This window comes from Massilia sp. UMI-21 (assembly GCA_015277795.1).
GTDB lineage: Bacteria > Pseudomonadota > Gammaproteobacteria > Burkholderiales > Burkholderiaceae_D > Telluria.
Genome location: CP063848.1, coordinates 1,478,981 through 1,496,185, shown reverse-complemented (window position 1 = coordinate 1,496,185; position 17,205 = coordinate 1,478,981). Strand labels below are relative to the sequence as shown.

11 protein-coding genes are annotated in these 17,205 nt (G+C 64.1%); 3 read left to right on the top strand and 8 right to left on the bottom strand.

The genetic code is table 11. From position 1 onward, the window contains the following. Position 1 precedes the first annotated feature (1 nt). The gene (locus IM543_06645; protein QOY95530.1) at positions 2-748 is read left to right on the top strand and encodes a 16S rRNA (uracil(1498)-N(3))-methyltransferase; all 747 of its coding nucleotides are present in this window, start codon (positions 2-4) and stop codon (positions 746-748) included. Between the two features lie 58 nt (positions 749-806). Here the strand turns inward: IM543_06645 and IM543_06640 are convergent, their stop codons facing one another. From IM543_06640 to IM543_06630, 3 genes are all read right to left on the bottom strand, one after another. Continuing rightward, positions 807-3,653 (bottom strand): TonB-dependent receptor, encoded by a 2,847-nt coding sequence (locus IM543_06640; GenBank protein QOY95529.1) that lies wholly within the window; start codon positions 3,651-3,653, stop codon positions 807-809. A 750-nt stretch (positions 3,654-4,403) separates the two neighbouring features. Then, complete coding sequence (locus tag IM543_06635; protein ID QOY95528.1) at positions 4,404-7,349, bottom strand: TonB-dependent receptor; 2,946 nt, start codon at positions 7,347-7,349, stop codon at positions 4,404-4,406. A gap of 211 nt (positions 7,350-7,560) precedes the next feature. After that, complete coding sequence (locus IM543_06630; GenBank protein ID QOY95527.1) at positions 7,561-7,779, bottom strand: hypothetical protein; 219 nt, start codon at positions 7,777-7,779, stop codon at positions 7,561-7,563. Positions 7,780-7,805: 26 nt separating this feature from the next. On the opposite strand from IM543_06630, the gene IM543_06625 reads away from it, so the two are divergent. Then, positions 7,806-9,422: an NAD(P)/FAD-dependent oxidoreductase gene (locus tag IM543_06625; protein QOY95526.1), complete on the top strand. Its 1,617-nt coding sequence runs from the start codon at positions 7,806-7,808 to the stop codon at positions 9,420-9,422. A 65-nt stretch (positions 9,423-9,487) separates the two neighbouring features. After that, positions 9,488-10,285: an EamA family transporter gene (locus tag IM543_06620; protein ID QOY96550.1), complete on the top strand. Its 798-nt coding sequence runs from the start codon at positions 9,488-9,490 to the stop codon at positions 10,283-10,285. Positions 10,286-11,308: 1,023 nt separating this feature from the next. Here IM543_06620 and corA read toward each other — a convergent pair. The 5 genes from corA to glnA all read right to left on the bottom strand — a co-directional run bounded on the left by corA (position 11,309) and on the right by glnA (position 17,085). Beyond that, positions 11,309-12,277, bottom strand: a complete 969-nt coding sequence (corA, locus tag IM543_06615) for a magnesium/cobalt transporter CorA (protein ID QOY95525.1) — start codon at positions 12,275-12,277, stop codon at positions 11,309-11,311. A gap of 60 nt (positions 12,278-12,337) precedes the next feature. Further along, positions 12,338-13,810: a nitrogen regulation protein NR(I) gene (gene ntrC / locus IM543_06610; protein QOY95524.1), complete on the bottom strand. Its 1,473-nt coding sequence runs from the start codon at positions 13,808-13,810 to the stop codon at positions 12,338-12,340. A gap of 70 nt (positions 13,811-13,880) precedes the next feature. Next, entirely contained in the window at positions 13,881-14,954 is a 1,074-nt protein-coding gene (locus IM543_06605) for a PAS domain-containing sensor histidine kinase (protein ID QOY95523.1), read from the bottom strand. After that, positions 14,951-15,469: a DUF4124 domain-containing protein gene (locus IM543_06600; protein QOY96549.1), complete on the bottom strand. Its 519-nt coding sequence runs from the start codon at positions 15,467-15,469 to the stop codon at positions 14,951-14,953. The genes IM543_06605 and IM543_06600 overlap by 4 nt, the downstream gene beginning before the upstream one ends. Before the next feature lie 200 nt (positions 15,470-15,669). Next, on the bottom strand, positions 15,670-17,085 hold the full coding sequence (glnA, locus tag IM543_06595; GenBank protein QOY95522.1) for a type I glutamate--ammonia ligase: 1,416 nt from the start codon (positions 17,083-17,085) through the stop codon (positions 15,670-15,672). Positions 17,086-17,205: the final 120 nt, after the last annotated feature.

The following is a 17,205-nucleotide window of genomic DNA, read 5'->3' as shown; positions in this document are numbered from 1 at the left end:
CATGCCCCGTTTTTATTGCCCCCAGCCCTTGACCGAAGGCGCCGTCATCGACCTGCCGGAAGCCGTCGCCCACCACCTGCACGTGGTACGCCTGCAACCGGGCGCGGCGCTGACCCTGTTCAACGGCGCAGGCGGCCAGGTCCAGGCCACCCTGCTCGAGGTCGGCAAGCGGCGCGCCAGCGCCCGGGTCGACACCCACCAGGCCATCGAGGTCGAACTGCCGTATGCCCTCACCCTGGCCCAGGGGTTGCCGGAAGGCACGAAAATGGATTGGATCATCGAAAAGGCGGTCGAGCTGGGCGTGGCCGCGGTGCAGCCGCTGGCGGCGCAGCGCAGCGTGGTGCGCCTGTCGGGCGAGCGCGCCGAGAAACGCCAGGCCCACTGGCAGGGCGTGATCGAAGCGGCGTCCGAGCAGTGCGGGCGCAACCGGCTGGCACGGCTCGATCCCCTGCTCGACTTCGGCCGCTGGCTGGCGGCGCCCTCGCCTTCGTCCTCCCTGCGCATCCTGCTGAGCCCGCGGGCAGAGCTGTCGCTGGCGGAGTGGGCGAAGCAGAACGGCCCGCAGCCGCTGACCCTGATGGTGGGCCCGGAAGGCGGTTTCAGCCATGAAGAAGAAGATGCGGCGCTGGCCGCGGGCGCACTGGCGCTATCGGTCGGCCCGCGCGTGCTGCGCACCGAAACCGCGGCACTGGCGGCGCTGGCGATGCTGGGCGGATTGTGGGACGGCATGGGCAAGGCCGCCCCCTGACGGACGAGAAAAAACCCCGGCACGCGCAAGCGTACCGGGGTGGTCGGCCAATGGGCGATCAGAACGTGTAGTTCAGGCCCAGGCTGAAGTAGCGGCCGATGGCGCCCGCCTGGTGCATGGCCGAGTTGTACTGGCTCAGGTTGTTACCTGCCGAGCCGTAGGTCGCCACGTCGATCGGCGGTTCACGGTCGAACACGTTCAGGATCGTGCCTTTCAGGGTCAGGTTATCGCTGAGCTTGTAGGTCACGTTCAGGTTCGTGGTCGTGAACGAACGGATGGTGCAGTACGACGCCGGCATGCCGTTCAGGTCGAACATGGTACGGCCTGCCACGTCGTGTGCGGCGGTGGCGCAGTCGAGCGCGCCGACCGACGGGTCGAGCGCCGAGTACTTGTCGACCCAGTTCACGGTGGTGGTGATGGCCAGCGGACCGCGGTCCCAGCCCAGCGTCAGGTTGGCGCGGTTCTTCGGATTGCCGGTGTTGCCGCCGACCGCCGAAGGACCGTGCGTGCCTGCCAGCTGCAGCTTCTCGGTACCGGTGTCGATCTCGTAGCCGATCATGTGGGTCATGTTCAGGCCGGCACGCAGGTTGCCCATGGCGCCCATGCGGTAACGGTAGGACACGTCCAGTTCCAGGCCGTGCGTCTCGACGCCGCCCAGGTTGACGTACGGGGTCGGACCGTAGGCGATGAAACCGACCGACGGGGTACCGACGACGGTGCCGCCGTTGCCGTCGGCGATATCGGTCGGCACGGCCGGGTTACGCACCCAGTTCGGCGTGAAGCCCGGCACCGACACGGCCGAGGTGATCTGGCCGGTCATCTTGATGCGGTAGTAGTCGAGCGTTGCCGACAGGCCCGGCACCGGTTCCAGGATCACACCCAGGGTGTAGCTCTTGGCCTTTTCCGGCTCGACATCGGCTTCGGTGGTCTGCACGTAGGTCGGCTGGATGCCGCAGGCTGCCGGCACATTGCCTGCGGTGTTGCGGTTGCCGTCGGCGCACAGGACCGGATCGTCGATACCGTTAAACAGGAAGAACGAACCGGCATTGCCCACTTCCGACGCGTTCGGCGCACGGAAGCCCTTGTCGAAGGAACCGCGCAGTGCGAACTGGCGGGTCGGGGTCCACTTGAACTTGGCCGACGGCGTGAACGAATTGCCGTAGGTGTCGTAGTGGTCGTAACGGGCCGACAGGTTCAGCTCGAGCGCCTTGAGCGGATTCGCGCTGATCTCCGCGAACACCGCGGTGTTCTTCTCTTCGCCGAACACGAAGGCCGAGGTATTGGCCACGACGCCGTTGGCCGTCAGCGGCGAGGCAGGCGAGTTCTGCTCCTTGCTGTGCCAGTGGGCGCCCACCGCCATCTTCAGCGCGCCTTCGCCCAGCTGCATCAGCTCGCGGCTGCCCGAAATGTCGAAGTAGGTCAGGTCGGACTCGAGGGTGTTCGAGAAGCGCGGGATCACGTTCGCCAGCACGCCGGGCGAGTTGCCGCCGAGCGGATTGTAGCTGCCGTTCAGCACGCCGTTGATCAGCGCCGCACGGTTGACGTAACCGGCGTAGTCGATCTCGGTCTTGACTTTGCTGTAGCCCAGCGCCGCGTTGACGTCCCAGCCCAGCGCCGAGCCGGTCAGGTCGGCCGCGTAGCGGGTGGCACGCGAGGTATTGTCCGACTGGATGCCGGCGCCGGCTTCGGTCACATAGCCGTACAGGCGGGCCGGTGCGCCCAGCTTGTTCAGCGGGTGGTTGGCGGGCAGGCGCGTGTCGGCGATGCGGCCGACGCCCGGGGTCAGCACGCCGTTGTTATAGGTCGTGAAGCCGGCGAAGGTGCTCGGCGAATAGGTGGTCGGGGTGCCGCGGTTGTTCTGGCTGTGGCGCTCGAACATCGACGCCTTCAGCGACAGGGTCCAGTCGTCGCTCAGGCGCTTGGTGCCGCCCACCAGGATGTTCAGGTTGTCCGAGGGCGGCTGGATCCAGGACCAGACGTCGCGCACCACGCACTGGCCGGCGCGGTAGAGTTGGTAGTTGCAGCTCGGATCGAGGAACTGGAAGTTGGCCGCGTTGTTGGCGCCGCCCGGGCCGGCCGGGTTGTACAGGAAGGGAACGCTGGTCGGGGTGACGAAGCTGTTCAGCGGGGTCGGCACGCCACGGCGCAGGTCGTAGCCGCCACGCGCGCGGTAGTCGCCGTTGGCCCACTCGCGGTCGTCGCGCTGCGACAGGCGGATGCCTTCGCCGTCGCGGTACTCGATGCTGCCGAACACGTTGAAGCCCTGCTCGCCCAGGTCGCCATAGCCGGTGGTGATCGAGGCCTTCTTGGTATTGCCGCCGCCGTGCTGGGCATTGCCGGCTTCCGCGTTCAGGCGCAGGCCGTTGAAGTTCTTCTTCAGGATGATGTTGACCACGCCGGCAACCGCGTCCGAGCCGTAGATCGACGAAGCGCCACCCTTCAGGACCTCGACGCGATCGACCAGGTCGAATGGAATGTTCGAGACGTCGACGAAGGAACGCTGCGCGTCGTCCGACAGCGGATAGGAAGCCATGCGATGGCCGTCGATCAGCACCAGGGTCAGGCCGACGGTCAGGCCGCGCAGCGAAACGCCGGATGCGCCGTTCGCGAACGCGCCCGGGAAGCCGGTGCCGAGCGCACCCTGGCCGTTGGCCGCCAGCTCGGCCAGGACTTCGGCAACCGAGGTCTTGCCGGTCTTCGCCATTTCTTCGGCGGTGATCACCTGGATCGGGCTCGGGGTTTCCAGGTCGCCCCGGCTGATCAGCGAGCCGGTAACGACCACGCGCTGCGGCGATGCGCCTTCGGCGGCGGCGGTTTGCGCGAATGCCGGAGCGGCGCCGACCAGTGCGCCGCTGGCGATCACCGATGCGACCGCGAACGGCAGCGACTTCAATTTGAACGTCATGGGTACTTCTCCTTCTTGGCTTTTCTTGGATGGTTTTGTGCCACCGCCCGCAGGGCTCACCCGCGCAACGGCCGTCTCCTGCAAACCCTGCGCCGACTGCGCGCTCCCGGCTGCGCTGGTGGCGGCCGGGGGGTTGAAGGGCTGAAACATGCATATAACGCTACGTCTGTATATCGCCGTTTTTTAACAGCAATATTCTTCCGTGCCTGGACATCTAGGACGTGTAGCCTCGAATAACGGTCAAATGGAAAATGTTATTCAAGTAAATATATGGAACCATGGCGCCCAGAAAAGTGTCAATTGAACACGGATAGGTATGAGTGTCACGCCCCCCGCATTCGCCGCTAACACGGCTGACAAGCAGCGTGCCGGCGACCGGACCGGGCGCCGGGAAAGGGGACTGGCAATCGGGCGGATACGCGCGTTTCGCGCGAGAAGATGGCAGATTGGCCGGAATTGACGTAATGACGAAGGTGACATCTGCATATGTCACGCCCTGGCCGATGGTCATGGACCGCATATGCATGTGCAGCCCTGGAACGGGCACCGCCGCCCTGCTGAAGCGTTGCGCAATCACAACGCTTATTGACATGCATATTTCACACTCTCCTCCTAAAGAGAGAGCGCAGAACCGGTCCCAGGCCTGGGCCGGAAAGAACAACACCCTATAAGCCTGGAAGCTTATAGGGTGAAGGGGGAGTATCTCGGCAGCCGCCCGAAGGCGGCTTCAGCAGTAAAAGAGCCTGGGAATCAGAACTCGTACTGCGCCATGAAGCGGAAGCTGCGGCCGGTCTGCAGCGACAGCGGCTGCAGGTAGGTCGGGTTCGGCGTACCCAGTGCAGATTCGCCGGCCTCTTCTACCGAAGTCACGCCGCGTTCGTTGAAGACGTTCAGGACATCAACGCTGAAGGTCGTACCTTTCAGCCACTTCGGCTGGTAGGTCGCCTGCAGGCCCAGTTCACGGGTCCACTCGAGGTTACCGAGCGTGCCGCGCGGGTTCAGCTCGCGGTTGCACCAGAACGATGCTGCGCGGTAGTAGATCGACACTTCGTCCAGGTTACCCGCGTAGTAGCCGATGCAGTTCACCGGACGGCCACTCTGAACGATCGCGTTCGCACCGAGACGCCATTCCGGGGTCACCTGATAGGCGCCAAACAGCTTCAGGGTGTGACGGCGGTCGTTCGGCAGGTAGCCATAGGCGCCTTCCATCAGGCCTGGGTAATCCCAATCCTGACTGATGCCGGCGTCGTCCTGGCCGATGTCCGACTTGACGTAGCCTTCGGTATTGCCGCGCGACTTGGCCCAGACGTAGGAACCCTGCAGGTTCCAGACGCCGTCCCAGGCACGCTCGAAGGTGAACTCGAGCGCGGTCCACTTGCGCACCGGCTTCTCGAAGCCGAGCGAAGCTGCTGGAATCGTGATCTGGGTGAAGCCCTTGCCGTCTTCCAGGTCGATGTTCGCGGTCAGGTCGCCGCCCGGGTTGTACAGGAAGCAGTGGTCGATCGCGCCGCCGATGATCGCGGCCTGATCGGCACTGTAGTTATTAGCCAGCGCCCATTGTTCGGCGCCCGGACCGTTACACATGTCGTCCATCACGCTCTGCAGCTTGCGGTGGGTGACCTTGGCGCCGACCGACCAGCGGTTGCCCAGGGCCTGCTGGAAGCCGACGATGAACTCGTCCTGGTACATCGGCTTGATGTTGGGGTCGACCACCGAGCGCGGATCGCCCGCTTCGCCGTTCGAGCTCACCACACGCTCGCCCAGTTGCTCGCCGAGGATCGGACGCTGGAAGGCGTCGCTGGTGTTGGTGCCGGTGTAGCGGAAGTAGTCGGTGTAGTCGAGCTCAGCGCCCGACAGGCGGACGTTGGTGTTCGACATGACCGGGATGTAGTAGCGGCCGGCGTTAGCGAAGATCTTCATCGACTGGTCGCCCTTGACGTCCCAGCTCAGGCCGAGGCGCGGCGCCCAGGTGTTCTTGACCTTGATGAAGGTTTTGTCTTCAGCGTTCAGGTTCTCGAACGATTCGTTACGGATACCGATGTTCGCCACCACGTTCTTGGTGACCTGCCAGTTGTCTTCCAGGTAATAGGCCGCGTTCTTGGTGGTGAAGGCGCCGCCGTTCTGGAAGAAGCGAACATCGACGTAGTCGAAGGCCGCACCGGTGTTGTTGGTGTAGCCGCTTGCCAGGCTCGAGCCCGGGTTCAGGGTGCGGATATTCTGCACGCCGCCGCCGGTGCTGGTGCTGCCGCTGATGACCTTGTATTCGTCATTGTCCAGGCCGAAACGCAGGCCATGGTCGCCCAGGTTCCACTCGGCATCGATACGGTAGGCGCGGCGCTCGTCCATCGCGTTCGGATCATTGAACGCGGTGTTGGTGCCGCAGCCGATCAGGCGCGCCGGCGCCTTGCGGCGATCGACGATGTACGGGCAGGTCGACGAACCGATGATTTCACCCTTGTTGTAGCGGCCCAGGCCGGCCAGGGCGGACACGGTGAAGTCGTCGGTCAGCCACGACGTCAGCTTGGCGATGTAGTTCTCGCCACCCGTGGTGAACTCGTCCGGCGCCTTTTCGGTGGTGCGCGATTCGCGGTACGGCGTCGCCAGGTTGAAGGTACGGACCTTGTCCTTGGACTTGTCGCTGAAGGCGGTGACTTCGAGTGTATTGCTGTCGTTGATGTTCCAGTCGGCCTTCACCAGGTAGCGCGGGGTGCTGTTCTTCGTTTCGGTCAGGGTGCTGGCGCCATAGGTCTCCTGCTTGATATCGGCGCCCTGGACCAGGCCGAAGATGAACAGCTTGTCCTGGACGATCGGACCGCCGGCCCAGACGTTGGCCTGCAGGTCATCGACGCCGCCCGGACGCTCGCTCAGCAGCCAGGAACCGTTGGTCGGGCTCTTTTCGGTGTACACCGACTTGGCGCGCAGGTCGACCGGGGTCCAGATGACGTTGGCGCCGCCCTTCCACTCGTTGGTGCCGCGCTTGGTGGTGACCGCCAGCACGCCGCCCAACGAACGGCCATATTCCGGACCGTAGCCGCCGGTCTTGACCTGCTGCTGTGCGATCGCTTCGAACGGCGCTTGGTTGAACGCCACGCCGTTGAGCATGTTGGTGACGTTGAAGCCGTTGATGTAATAGACGTTTTCCGCCGGCGAAGCGCCGCCCAACGAAGGCACGTTGCCGGCGCGCAGGCTGGTCTGGCCGATACGGGAGTCGCCGCGGGTCGCGCCCGGGGCCAGCAAGGCCACGGCGGTCACGTCGCGCGCCACCGGGATGCGGTCGATCGCGGCTTCGTTCAGGACCAGGCTCGACTCAGGCGACTTGACGTCGATGCGGCTCAGGCGGCCGGTCACGACGACGGTCTTGGTGGCGGCGTCGAAGTTGGCCGAAGTGCCCTCGCCGGCATTGACCGACACGGTGCGTTCCTCGATCGAACCGTCCGGACGCTTGGCGCGCACGACGTAGTTGCCCGGAGCCAGCATGGTCAGCTGGTAGTCGCCGTTCTTGTTGACGGTCAGGGTGCGGGTGAAGCCGATCGACTTGTTTTCGATCGTGATCACGGTACCTGCCGCGGCGCGGCCAACGATGTCGCCGGCCGAGTTCGAGGCAGCGTGGGCGCTGCCCGACACCAGGACGACGGAACCAAGCGAGGCGGCAAACGCGATGCCCAAGGCACGTGCCAACACGGTCTTTTTCAACATATTATGAATCCTATGATTGCGGGCCGATTCTGCGAGCCCGCTGTGGTTGTTATACGAATCATGGAAGGCCGGCAGCGCTGTCCTGACTACTGCATGCCGACGATTGTCCTTCTACCAACAAGTAGTGAACTTTCAACATAGAAACATGCATATATAGACAAGTCAAACTTTTCAATACGTCAATACGCATGGAAACAACACATTGATTTCATTAGCTTTTTTCCCGACCAACCATAGTGCAGCGCAGCACCACGGTGGCGCGGAAAAGCACAACATTGGTGCAAATGTAGATGCATATAAAGGCTTGTTCGTGTTTGCGCGCCGCAACAAAATCGGCCGATGGAAAATGCGATGCCGTCCCGCCGGCGCCGGCTCTTGGGTAAAATAGCGGTTTGAGCGGCCTTCCCGGCCGCTCCTCTTTTTGTTGCATTGCCAGCAACCTCTTCGATTACTCCCATGCTCCGAATCAGCGAACTCAAACTCCCCCTCAACCATCCGGAACCCGCCCTGCGCGAAGCCATCCTGGCGCGCCTCGGCATCCAGGCCGCCGACCTGGTCGATTTCACCGTCTTCAAGCGCAGCTACGACGCGCGCAAGAAGTCAGCCATCGTGCTGATCTATGCGATCGACGTCGAGCTACGCGACGAAGCCGCGGTGCTGGCGCGCTTCCAGCAGGACCAGTACGTCGGCCGCTCGCCCGACACCGGCTACAAGTTCGTCCCCGCCGCCAGGCCGGCGCCGGGCACGCCGCGTCCGGTGGTGGTCGGCATGGGTCCCTGCGGCATGTTCGTGGCCCTGATCCTGGCCCAGATGGGCCTGAACCCGCTGGTGCTGGAGCGCGGCAAGGTGGTGCGCGAGCGCACCGTCGACACCTTCGGTTTCTGGCGCAAGCGCAAGCTCAATACCGAGTCGAACGTGCAGTTCGGCGAGGGCGGCGCAGGCACCTTCTCGGACGGCAAGCTGTACAGCCAGATCAAGGACCCGAAGCACTACGGCCGCAAGGTGCTGACCGAGTTCGTCAAGGCCGGCGCGCCGGAAGAGATCTTGTACGTGAGCAAGCCCCACATCGGCACCTTCCGCCTGGTGAAGATGGTCGAGCAGATCCGCGCCGAGATCACGGCCCTGGGCGGCGAGATCCGTTTCGAGACGCGCGTGGACGACATCTACGTGAGCGAAGAGGCCGGCGTGCGCCAGGTGCAGGGCGTGCGCCTGTCCAGCGGCGAAGAAATCCCGACCCGCCACCTGGTGATGGCGATCGGCCACAGCGCGCGCGACACCTTCGAGCTGCTGTACGAGCGCGGCGTCTACGTCGAGGCCAAGCCCTTCTCGATCGGTTTCCGCGTGGAGCACCCGCAATCGCTGATCGACGTCTGCCGCTTCGGTCCGAACGCCGGCAACAAGCTGCTCGGCGCGGCCGACTACAAGATCGTGCACCACGCCTCCAACGGCCGTTCGGTGTACAGCTTCTGCATGTGCCCGGGCGGCACCGTGGTGGCGGCATCGAGCGAGGAAGGCCGCGTGGTCACCAACGGCATGAGCCAGTACTCGCGCAACGAGCGCAACGCCAACAGCGCCATCGTGGTCGGCATCACGCCCGAGGATTATCCGGGCCATCCGCTGGCCGGCATCGCCTTCCAGCGCGAGCTGGAGTCGCGCGCCTTCGTGCTCGGCGGCTCCAACTACGACGCGCCGGGCCAGTTGATGGGCGACTTCGTGAAAGGCGTGGCCTCCAAGGAGTTCGGCTCGGTGGTCCCCTCGTTCAAGCCGGCGGTGCACCTAACCGACCTCGCGCCTTCGCTACCCGACTACGCGATTGTCGCGATGCGCGAAGCCTTCGTCGCCTTCGACAAGCAGATCAAGGGCTACTACAAGCACGACGCGGTGCTGACCGGGGTCGAGACCCGCACCTCCTCGCCGATCCGCATCAAGCGCAATGACGGCGACCTGCAAAGCCTGAACACGCGCGGCCTGTTCCCGGCCGGCGAAGGCGCGGGCTACGCCGGCGGCATCATGTCGGCGGCGGTGGACGGCATCCGCGTGGCGGAAGCCGTGGCGCTGGCGATGGCTGCGTGAAACCGATCGCAGGTGCGCCGGCAGGCAGCGGGACCCTCGGTCCCGGCCTGGCGATCCTGGCCTCGATGGTGTCGGTCAACGCCGGCGCCGCCTGGGCCAAGCACCTGTTCCCGCTGGTCGGCAGCCAGGGCGTGACCGCCGTGCGGGTCGGCCTGGCGGCGCTGATCATGCTCGCGCTCGTGCGCCCGTGGCGCCGCCTGCCGGCGCGGCGCGATGCGCTCAACCTGCTCGTCTACGGCCTGATGCTGGGCTGCATGAACCTGCTCATCTACGGCGCCTTCGCGCGCATCCCGATCGGCATCGCGGTCGCCATCGAGGTGGTCGGTCCGCTCGGCGTGGTGGTGCTGTCCTCGCGCCGCGCGCGCGACTTCGGCTGGGTGCTGCTGGCGGCCTTTGGCCTGTGGCTGCTGGCGCCGGTGCATGCGGGCGTGGCGCCCCTGGATCCGCTAGGGGTGGCGTATGCGCTGGGCGCGGCCTTCTGCTGGGCGATGTACATCGTGTTCGGCAAGCGCGTCTCGCATCTCGACGGCGGCCAGGCGGTGGCCTGGGGCATGCTGGCGGCGGCGCTGTTCACGGTGCCGGTCGGCGTGCTTCATGCCGGCGGCGCGCTGCTCCTGCCGTCCGTGCTGGCGGGCGGCCTGGCGGTGGCGGTGCTGTCCAGCGCCCTGCCCTATACCCTCGAGATGGCCGCGCTGGCGCGCCTGCCGCGCCGCGTGTTCGGCATGTTGGTGAGCGCCGGGCCGGCGTTCGCGGCGCTCGCGGCCTGGGTGGTGCTTGGGGAGATGCTCACAATGATGCAGTGGCTGGCGATCGCCTTAGTAGTGGTGGCCTGCGGCGGCGCAGCGGCCACAGCCAAAAAGTGAGCGGTCAACAACCGCCTATCAATCGAACGAACTTGAAGTTTGCGAGAGTTCGTTGACATATAGACCTGATTCAGCCGAAAAATTACCCAAAATTTCCCCGTCCACTCTCGGAAAACCAAGTCCAGATATCGGGTCGGAGTGTTGAAACTTCGGGAGAGATAGAAGCTCACCGATCATGGTCGGCGGCGCAACATTAAAGTCAGATTTCGTCTCGCGCTCCGCTATAAACTCGAAGTTTGCGTGGGGCTCCTGGAAAGACTATGACATGTCGGTGATTGGTGTAAATAGGGAAAGTCCCTGCTGATATCGCACTTCTGGCCTTCACCAGTCGGCATGCACGCTCGAACGATTATTTATACTGCATGGAATCCACTATTGAGAGGCATGCATATGTGGAATACAATTCCTTACGCTATTGGGAGTAGTCGTCTCAATAGTGAATAGATGGTTTCGTAAAATTTTCTCTAGTAAGGAATACCTATGAAACGTAAGACTCTCATGCTCGCTCTCATTGCGAGCCTCTTCAGCATCACTAGTATTGGGTATGCTGCAATCAATAAGGGATATCGGGCAGTCTATTATTCAGATGCGACTTTTACGACGCCTGTGGGCGAAGGCGGAATCTCGTGCTTTAACAACGACAAGTTTATGTGGTGGGGCGTGAGAACTGAGTTTTATGTTAAGGTGGAAGAATACGATTGCTGTCTAAATAGTTGCCTGCCCCCAGAGGGCAGCTATTAACGCGCATTAGACAAATCAAGAACCGGTCCGGTCTGTAGCCAGTTGAGGGGCCACTGGACCATATTTCCCCCTCCCTCTGCATTCAAATTCAATTTCAATTTCAAATTTTCCAGCTACATATTTGTCGACTTAACTAAGGATATTTAAGTGCCGGCGGTTTAGTATTCTCTGTGAGTTCAGCGACTCTCTTGATCCGTGCCAGCGAAGCTTCGCGGTAAAGCCAATGCGAGAGAGTGCCCTGCAATGAATAGCATAGGCGCCCGATGAACCCGGGTAAAGTAATCAAAGCCATCCTGCCCTCTTGAAGCGCCGGTACAGGTAGAAGCACACCCCGGCCATCGTGCACAGCGCCACCGGGTACCCGTACTTCCACCTCAGCTCCGGCATGAATTCGAAGTTCATGCCCCAGATGCCGGCAAAGGCGGTAAACACGGCGAAGATCGCCGCGTAGGAAGCCAGCTTCTTGCTGATGTCGTTTTCTTCGATCGCCACCATCGACAGCGTCACCTGGATCGCGGTGTTGATGGTGTCGCGCACCGCATCCAGCCGGCCGAGGATGCGCAGCAGGTGGTCGTGGACGTCGCGCAGGTAGTCCTGGGTCTCGATCACCACGCCGGGCACGCGCCCGCCGTGCAGGCGCCCGATCGCATCCATCAGCGGCACCACCGCATGGCGCAGGATCTGCGACTTGCGCTTGAGCTCATACAGGCGCTCGACATTGCCGCGCTGCGCGCCTTGCTGGCCGAAGATGTGGTCCTCGATCGACTCCAGTTCGGACTCGAGCATGTCGGCCACCGGGAAGTAGCGGTCCACCACCGCGTCCACCAGCGCGTACAGCACGAATCCGGAACCTTTCTTGAGCTGGTGCGGCTCGCGCTCGGCGCGGGCGCGCACGCCCAGGAAGCCGCGGTTGGCGTCGCGCCGTACCGACAGCACGTAGTTCGGGCCGGCGAAGATCGCCAGTTCGCCGGCGTTGATCTCGTCGCCATCGAGCTCGATGATGTGCACGGTCATGAAGACGCAGTCGCCGTACTCCTCCATCTTGGGACGCTGGTGGCCGCGCGCGGCGTCTTCCACCGCCAGTTCGTGCAGGCCGAATTCTTCCTGCATGGTGAGGATCTCGGCCTGGTCCGGATCGCGCAGGGCGACCCAGACGAAGGTTCCGGGTTCTTTCAGGTGTTCGCTGATGTCCTCGACCGCGATGTCGGACAGTTTCTTGCCTTCCTGGTAGGCGACGCAGTTAATCAGCATGGCGGTGGTGTAAGTGCATGAAGCCGCAGCTTACACCATCGCCCCCGCGCGCCGGGCGCGCTACTCTTCGCGTGCGCCATCGATGCCGAGTTCGCCGATCTTGCGCGTGATGGTATTGCGGCCGATCCCGAGCCGCACCGCGGCATCGTTCTTGCGTCCGTGCGTGTGCTTGAGGGCGGTCTTGATCAGGGCCGATTCGAACTGGCGGCCGAGCGTGTCCATCACGTCCACCTGGCCGGCGCTGAGCATGCCGGCAGCCTGCTGTTCGAGTAGCGCGATCCAGCCCTCGGGCAGGATCGGCGCCACGGCGGCCGACGGGGATGCGGCGGCCTGCGGCGTGCCGGCCGGCTCCGGCGCCTGCTGGCCCGAGGGCGCCGCCTGGCCCTGGATCAGCTCGCGCGGCAGGTCTTTCACCTCGACGGTCTGGCCGGGGGCCATCACGGTAATCCAGTTGCACAGGTTTTCCAGCTGGCGCACGTTGCCCGGTAGTTCGAGCCCGGCCAGGCAGCGCATCGCGCCCTCGCTCAGCCGCTTCGGTTCGACGCCCAACTGGCGTGCACTCTGCACCAGGAAGTGGCGCGCCAGGATCGGTATGTCCTCGCTGCGCTCGCGCAGCGACGGCAGGCGCAGGCGGATCACGTTCAGGCGGTGGTACAGGTCTTCGCGGAACAGGCCGTCGCGCACGCGCTGTTCCAGGTTCTGGTGGGTGGCGGCGATGACGCGCACATTGGCCTTGACCGGCTGGTGCCCGCCGACGCGGTAGAAGTGGCCGTCCGACAGCACCCGCAGAAGACGCGTCTGCAGGTCGAATGGCATGTCCCCGATTTCATCCAGGAACAGGGTGCCGTTCTCGGCCTGCTCGAAGCGGCCGCGCCGCATGGCCTGGGCGCCGGTGAAGGCGCCGCGCTCGTGGCCGAACAGTTCCGATTCCAGCAGGTCTTTCGGAATCGCCGCGGTGTTCAGCGCGATGAAGGGCTGCGCGGCGCGCGGGCTGTGCTTGTGCAGGGCGCGCGCCACCAGCTCCTTGCCGCTACCCGATTCGCCCGTGATCAATACCGTCACGTTCGACTGCGACAGGCGGCCGATGGCGCGGAACACTTCCTGCATCGCCGGCGCGTGGCCGAGGATCTCGGGCGTCTCGGCGGGCGCCGCTTCCACGCTGGCTTCGCGCAGGCTCTCCTCCAGCGCGCGCCGGATCAGGGCGACGGCCTTGTCGATGTCGAAGGGCTTGGCCAGGTAGTCAAACGCGCCGCCCTGGAACGAGGCAACCGCCGAGTCGAGGTCGGAGAACGCGGTGATGATGATGACCGGCAGGCCGGGATGGCGCGCCTTGACCGCGCCCAGCAGTTCGATGCCGGATTCGCCCGGCATGCGGATGTCCGACACCAGCACCTGCGGGGTGTCATGCTCGAAAGCGGCCAGCGCGTCTTGCGCGTTGGCGAAGCTGCGGGTCTGCAGGCTTTCGCGCGCCAGGGCTTTTTCCAGCACCCAGCGGATCGATGCGTCGTCGTCGACAATCCAGATTGGTTTCATGTGTTCGTGCTTCCCGCAATATGGATGAACGGGGACTCACGGCAGAACCCGCTTACCCTTGCGCAGTTTTCTACGGCAGCGGCAGCAGGATCCGGAAATCCGTCAGTCCAGGCCGGCTTTCGCACTCGATCACACCCAGGTGCTGCTGCACGAAGGTCTGCGCCAGCGTCAGCCCGAGGCCGCTGCCGCCTTCGCGCCCGGAGACGAGCGGATAGAAGATGCGGTCGCGGATCTCGGGTGCGATGCCCGGTCCATTGTCGATGATATGCAAATCTAATGCCAGCCCATAACGGACCTTGGCCAGGGTGACCTGGCGCGCCACGCGGGTGCGCAGCACGATCTCGGCGTCGCCCGCCGCGATGCGCCCCTTCAATGCGTGGGCGGCGTTGTGGGCGATGTTCAGCACTACCTGGATCAGCTGCTCCATGTCGCCCCTGAACTCGGGGATCGAGGCATCGTAGTCGCGCCGGATGGACAGGCCCGCCGGGAACTCGGCTAGGATCAGGCTGCGCACGCGCTCGCACACTTCGTGGATGTTGACGTCACCCACGATGTGCGGCTTGCGGTGCGGCGCCAGCAGGCGGTCGACCAGGGTTTGCAGGCGGTCGGCCTCCTTGATGATCACCTGGGTATATTCGGTCAGGTCTGGCTGGTAGCGGGGCGGCAGCTCCAGCTCGAGCAGCTGGGCGGCGCCGCGGATGCCGCCCAGCGGATTCTTGATCTCGTGCGCCAGGTTGCGGATCAGTTCCTTGTTGGCCTGGCTCTGGTCGAGGATGCGTTCCTCGCGGTCGAGCTTGAGCTGCTGGACGTTCTCGCGCAGCTCGATCAGGAGTTCATCCTCCCCCAGCGCGCTGACGATGCTGTTGACGTGCAGGGGTTCGCGCCCGGCGCGCTGCAGGACCAGGTCCTGGCGCAGGTCGGCGTACTGGTGCGCCAGCGCCTGGGCGCACAGCGCGGCCAGTTCATGGCCGTTGGCGAACAGTTCGGGCAGCGGCGCGCGCTGCAAGGACTTGAGCGAAAGTTCGAGCAGGTTCTCGGCCGCCGGGTTCGCGTAGCGCACCTCGCCCGCGGGGCCGAGCAGCAGCACGCTCGAGGCCAGCAGGTCGAGGCCGGCGAAGCGCGACGGTGTCCCCGGCGCGCTCATCGGATGTTGTTGATCTCGCGCTGCAGCGCTTCGATGTTGCGCTCGGTACGGCCGATCTCCTCGCGCATCGAGGCGACCCGCTCCTGGTACTTGGCGTAGTTGCGCTCGTTGCCCTGGCGTTCCGGCTCGCCCTTGTTGAAGTCGCGGCGCAGCTCAAGCAGTTTCTTCTGTTCGATGCGCAGCTCGTCCTCGAGCACCTCGCGGCGGTCGTCGTCGCGCGCGCGCTGCTGGGCGGTGTCGACGCGCGGGAAGCTGGCCGGGCTCGCGGTTGCCGCCGGCGGCTGCGGGCTGATCGGACGCACCGCCGGAATCGGCGCCGAAGCGCGCGGCGGCGGCGGCGGCGCATAGCCCGGCAGGTCGAGGGCCTTGCAGCCGCGGCGGCTGGTGTCGGTGAATTCGACGCGGCCCTGCTCGTCCACGCATTTATAGACGATGCCCTGGGCCTGCGCGCCGTTGTGGAGCGCCAGGCCGGTGGCCAGCACCATGGCGAAACGTCGGAAGAAGCTGATTGTCATTCCCATCAGAAATCTATTTGCACAATAAACGTGCACCAAGTGTAGTCCACCGCGACTATACCCGATCCCAAAAACAACGCGGGGAAAGCCCTCGCTTTCCCCGCATTTGTTACACCGGCTTACAGCCGTTGAGTCCCTTAAGCAACAAACTCAAGCAAAAACTCAAGCCAGCAAGGGCGACAAGGCGCTCGCCGCGTCGATTACGACGAGTAGTACATGTCGAATTCGGCCGGGTGCGGGGTCATGCGCAGGCGCTGCACTTCCTGCATCTTCAGCTCGATGTAGGCGTCGATCATGCTGTCGCTGAACACACCGCCGCGGGTCAGGAACTCGCGGTCCTTGTCGAGTGCTTCCAGGGCTTCTTCCAGCGAGGCGCACACGGTCGGGATCAGCTTGTCTTCTTCCGGCGGCAGGTGGTACAGGTCCTTGGTCGCGGCTTCGCCCGGGTGGATTTTGTTCTGGATGCCGTCCAGGCCTGCCATCAGCAGCGCGGCGAAGCACAGGTAGACGTTGGCCAGCGGGTCCGGGAAGCGGGTCTCGATGCGGCGGCCCTTCGGGTTCGCCACGTGCGGGATGCGGATCGAGGCCGAACGGTTGCGTGCCGAGTAGGCCAGCTTGACCGGGGCTTCGTAGCCCGGCACCAGGCGCTTGTACGAGTTGGTGCCCGGGTTGGTGATCGCGTTCAGGGCGCGGGCGTGCTTGATGATGCCGCCGATGTAGAACAGCGCGTTTTCCGACAGGCCGGCATAGCCGTCGCCCGCGAACAGGTTCTTGCCTTCTTTCCAGATCGACTGGTGCACGTGCATGCCCGAGCCGTTGTCGCCGTTCATCGGCTTCGGCATGAAGGTCGCGGTCTTGCCGTAGCTGTGGGCCACGTTCCAGATCACGTACTTCATGTTCTGGGTCCAGTCGGCGCGCTCGACCAGGGTCGAGAACTTGGTGCCGATCTCGTTCTGGCCGGCGCCGCCCACTTCGTGGTGGTGCACTTCGACCGGGATGCCCATCGATTCGAGGATCAGGCACATTTCCGAGCGCATGTCCTGGAAGCTGTCGACCGGCGGGACCGGGAAGTAGCCGCCCTTGACGGTCGGACGGTGGCCGCTGTTGCCGCCTTCGATTTCGCGGTCGGTCGACCACGAGGCTTCGTCCGAGTCGATCTTCACGAAGCAGCCCGACATGTCGATCTTCCAGCGGATCGAGTCGAAGATGAAGAATTCCGGTTCCGGACCGAAGAAGGCGGTGTCGCCGATGCCGGTCGACTTCAGGTAGGCTTCGGCGCGCTTGGCGATCGAGCGCGGGTCGCGGTCGTAGCCCTTGCCGTCCGACGGTTCGATCACGTCGCACTGCATGAACAGCGTGGTCTCTTCCATGAACGGGTCGAGGTTGGCGGTGTTCGGGTCCGGCAGCAGCAGCATGTCGGACGCTTCGATACCCTTCCAGCCGGCGATCGACGAACCGTCGAAGGCGTGGCCCGATTCGAACTTGTCTTCGTCGAAGTGCGAGACCGGAACGGTGACGTGCTGCTCTTTGCCGCGGGTGTCCGCGAAGCGCAGGTCAACGAATTTCACTTCGTTGTCTTTGATGAGTTGGATTACATCTGCAGCCGTCTTTGCCATTCGTATCTCTCCTGATTGAAAAGGGGGTGCCGCGCGCTCAGTCCGCAGCACGGCAACTTGCTATCCATAAAAGCATGAAGCGTGCCACCCCAGCGTTATGAGTAAATGCACAATGCTTCG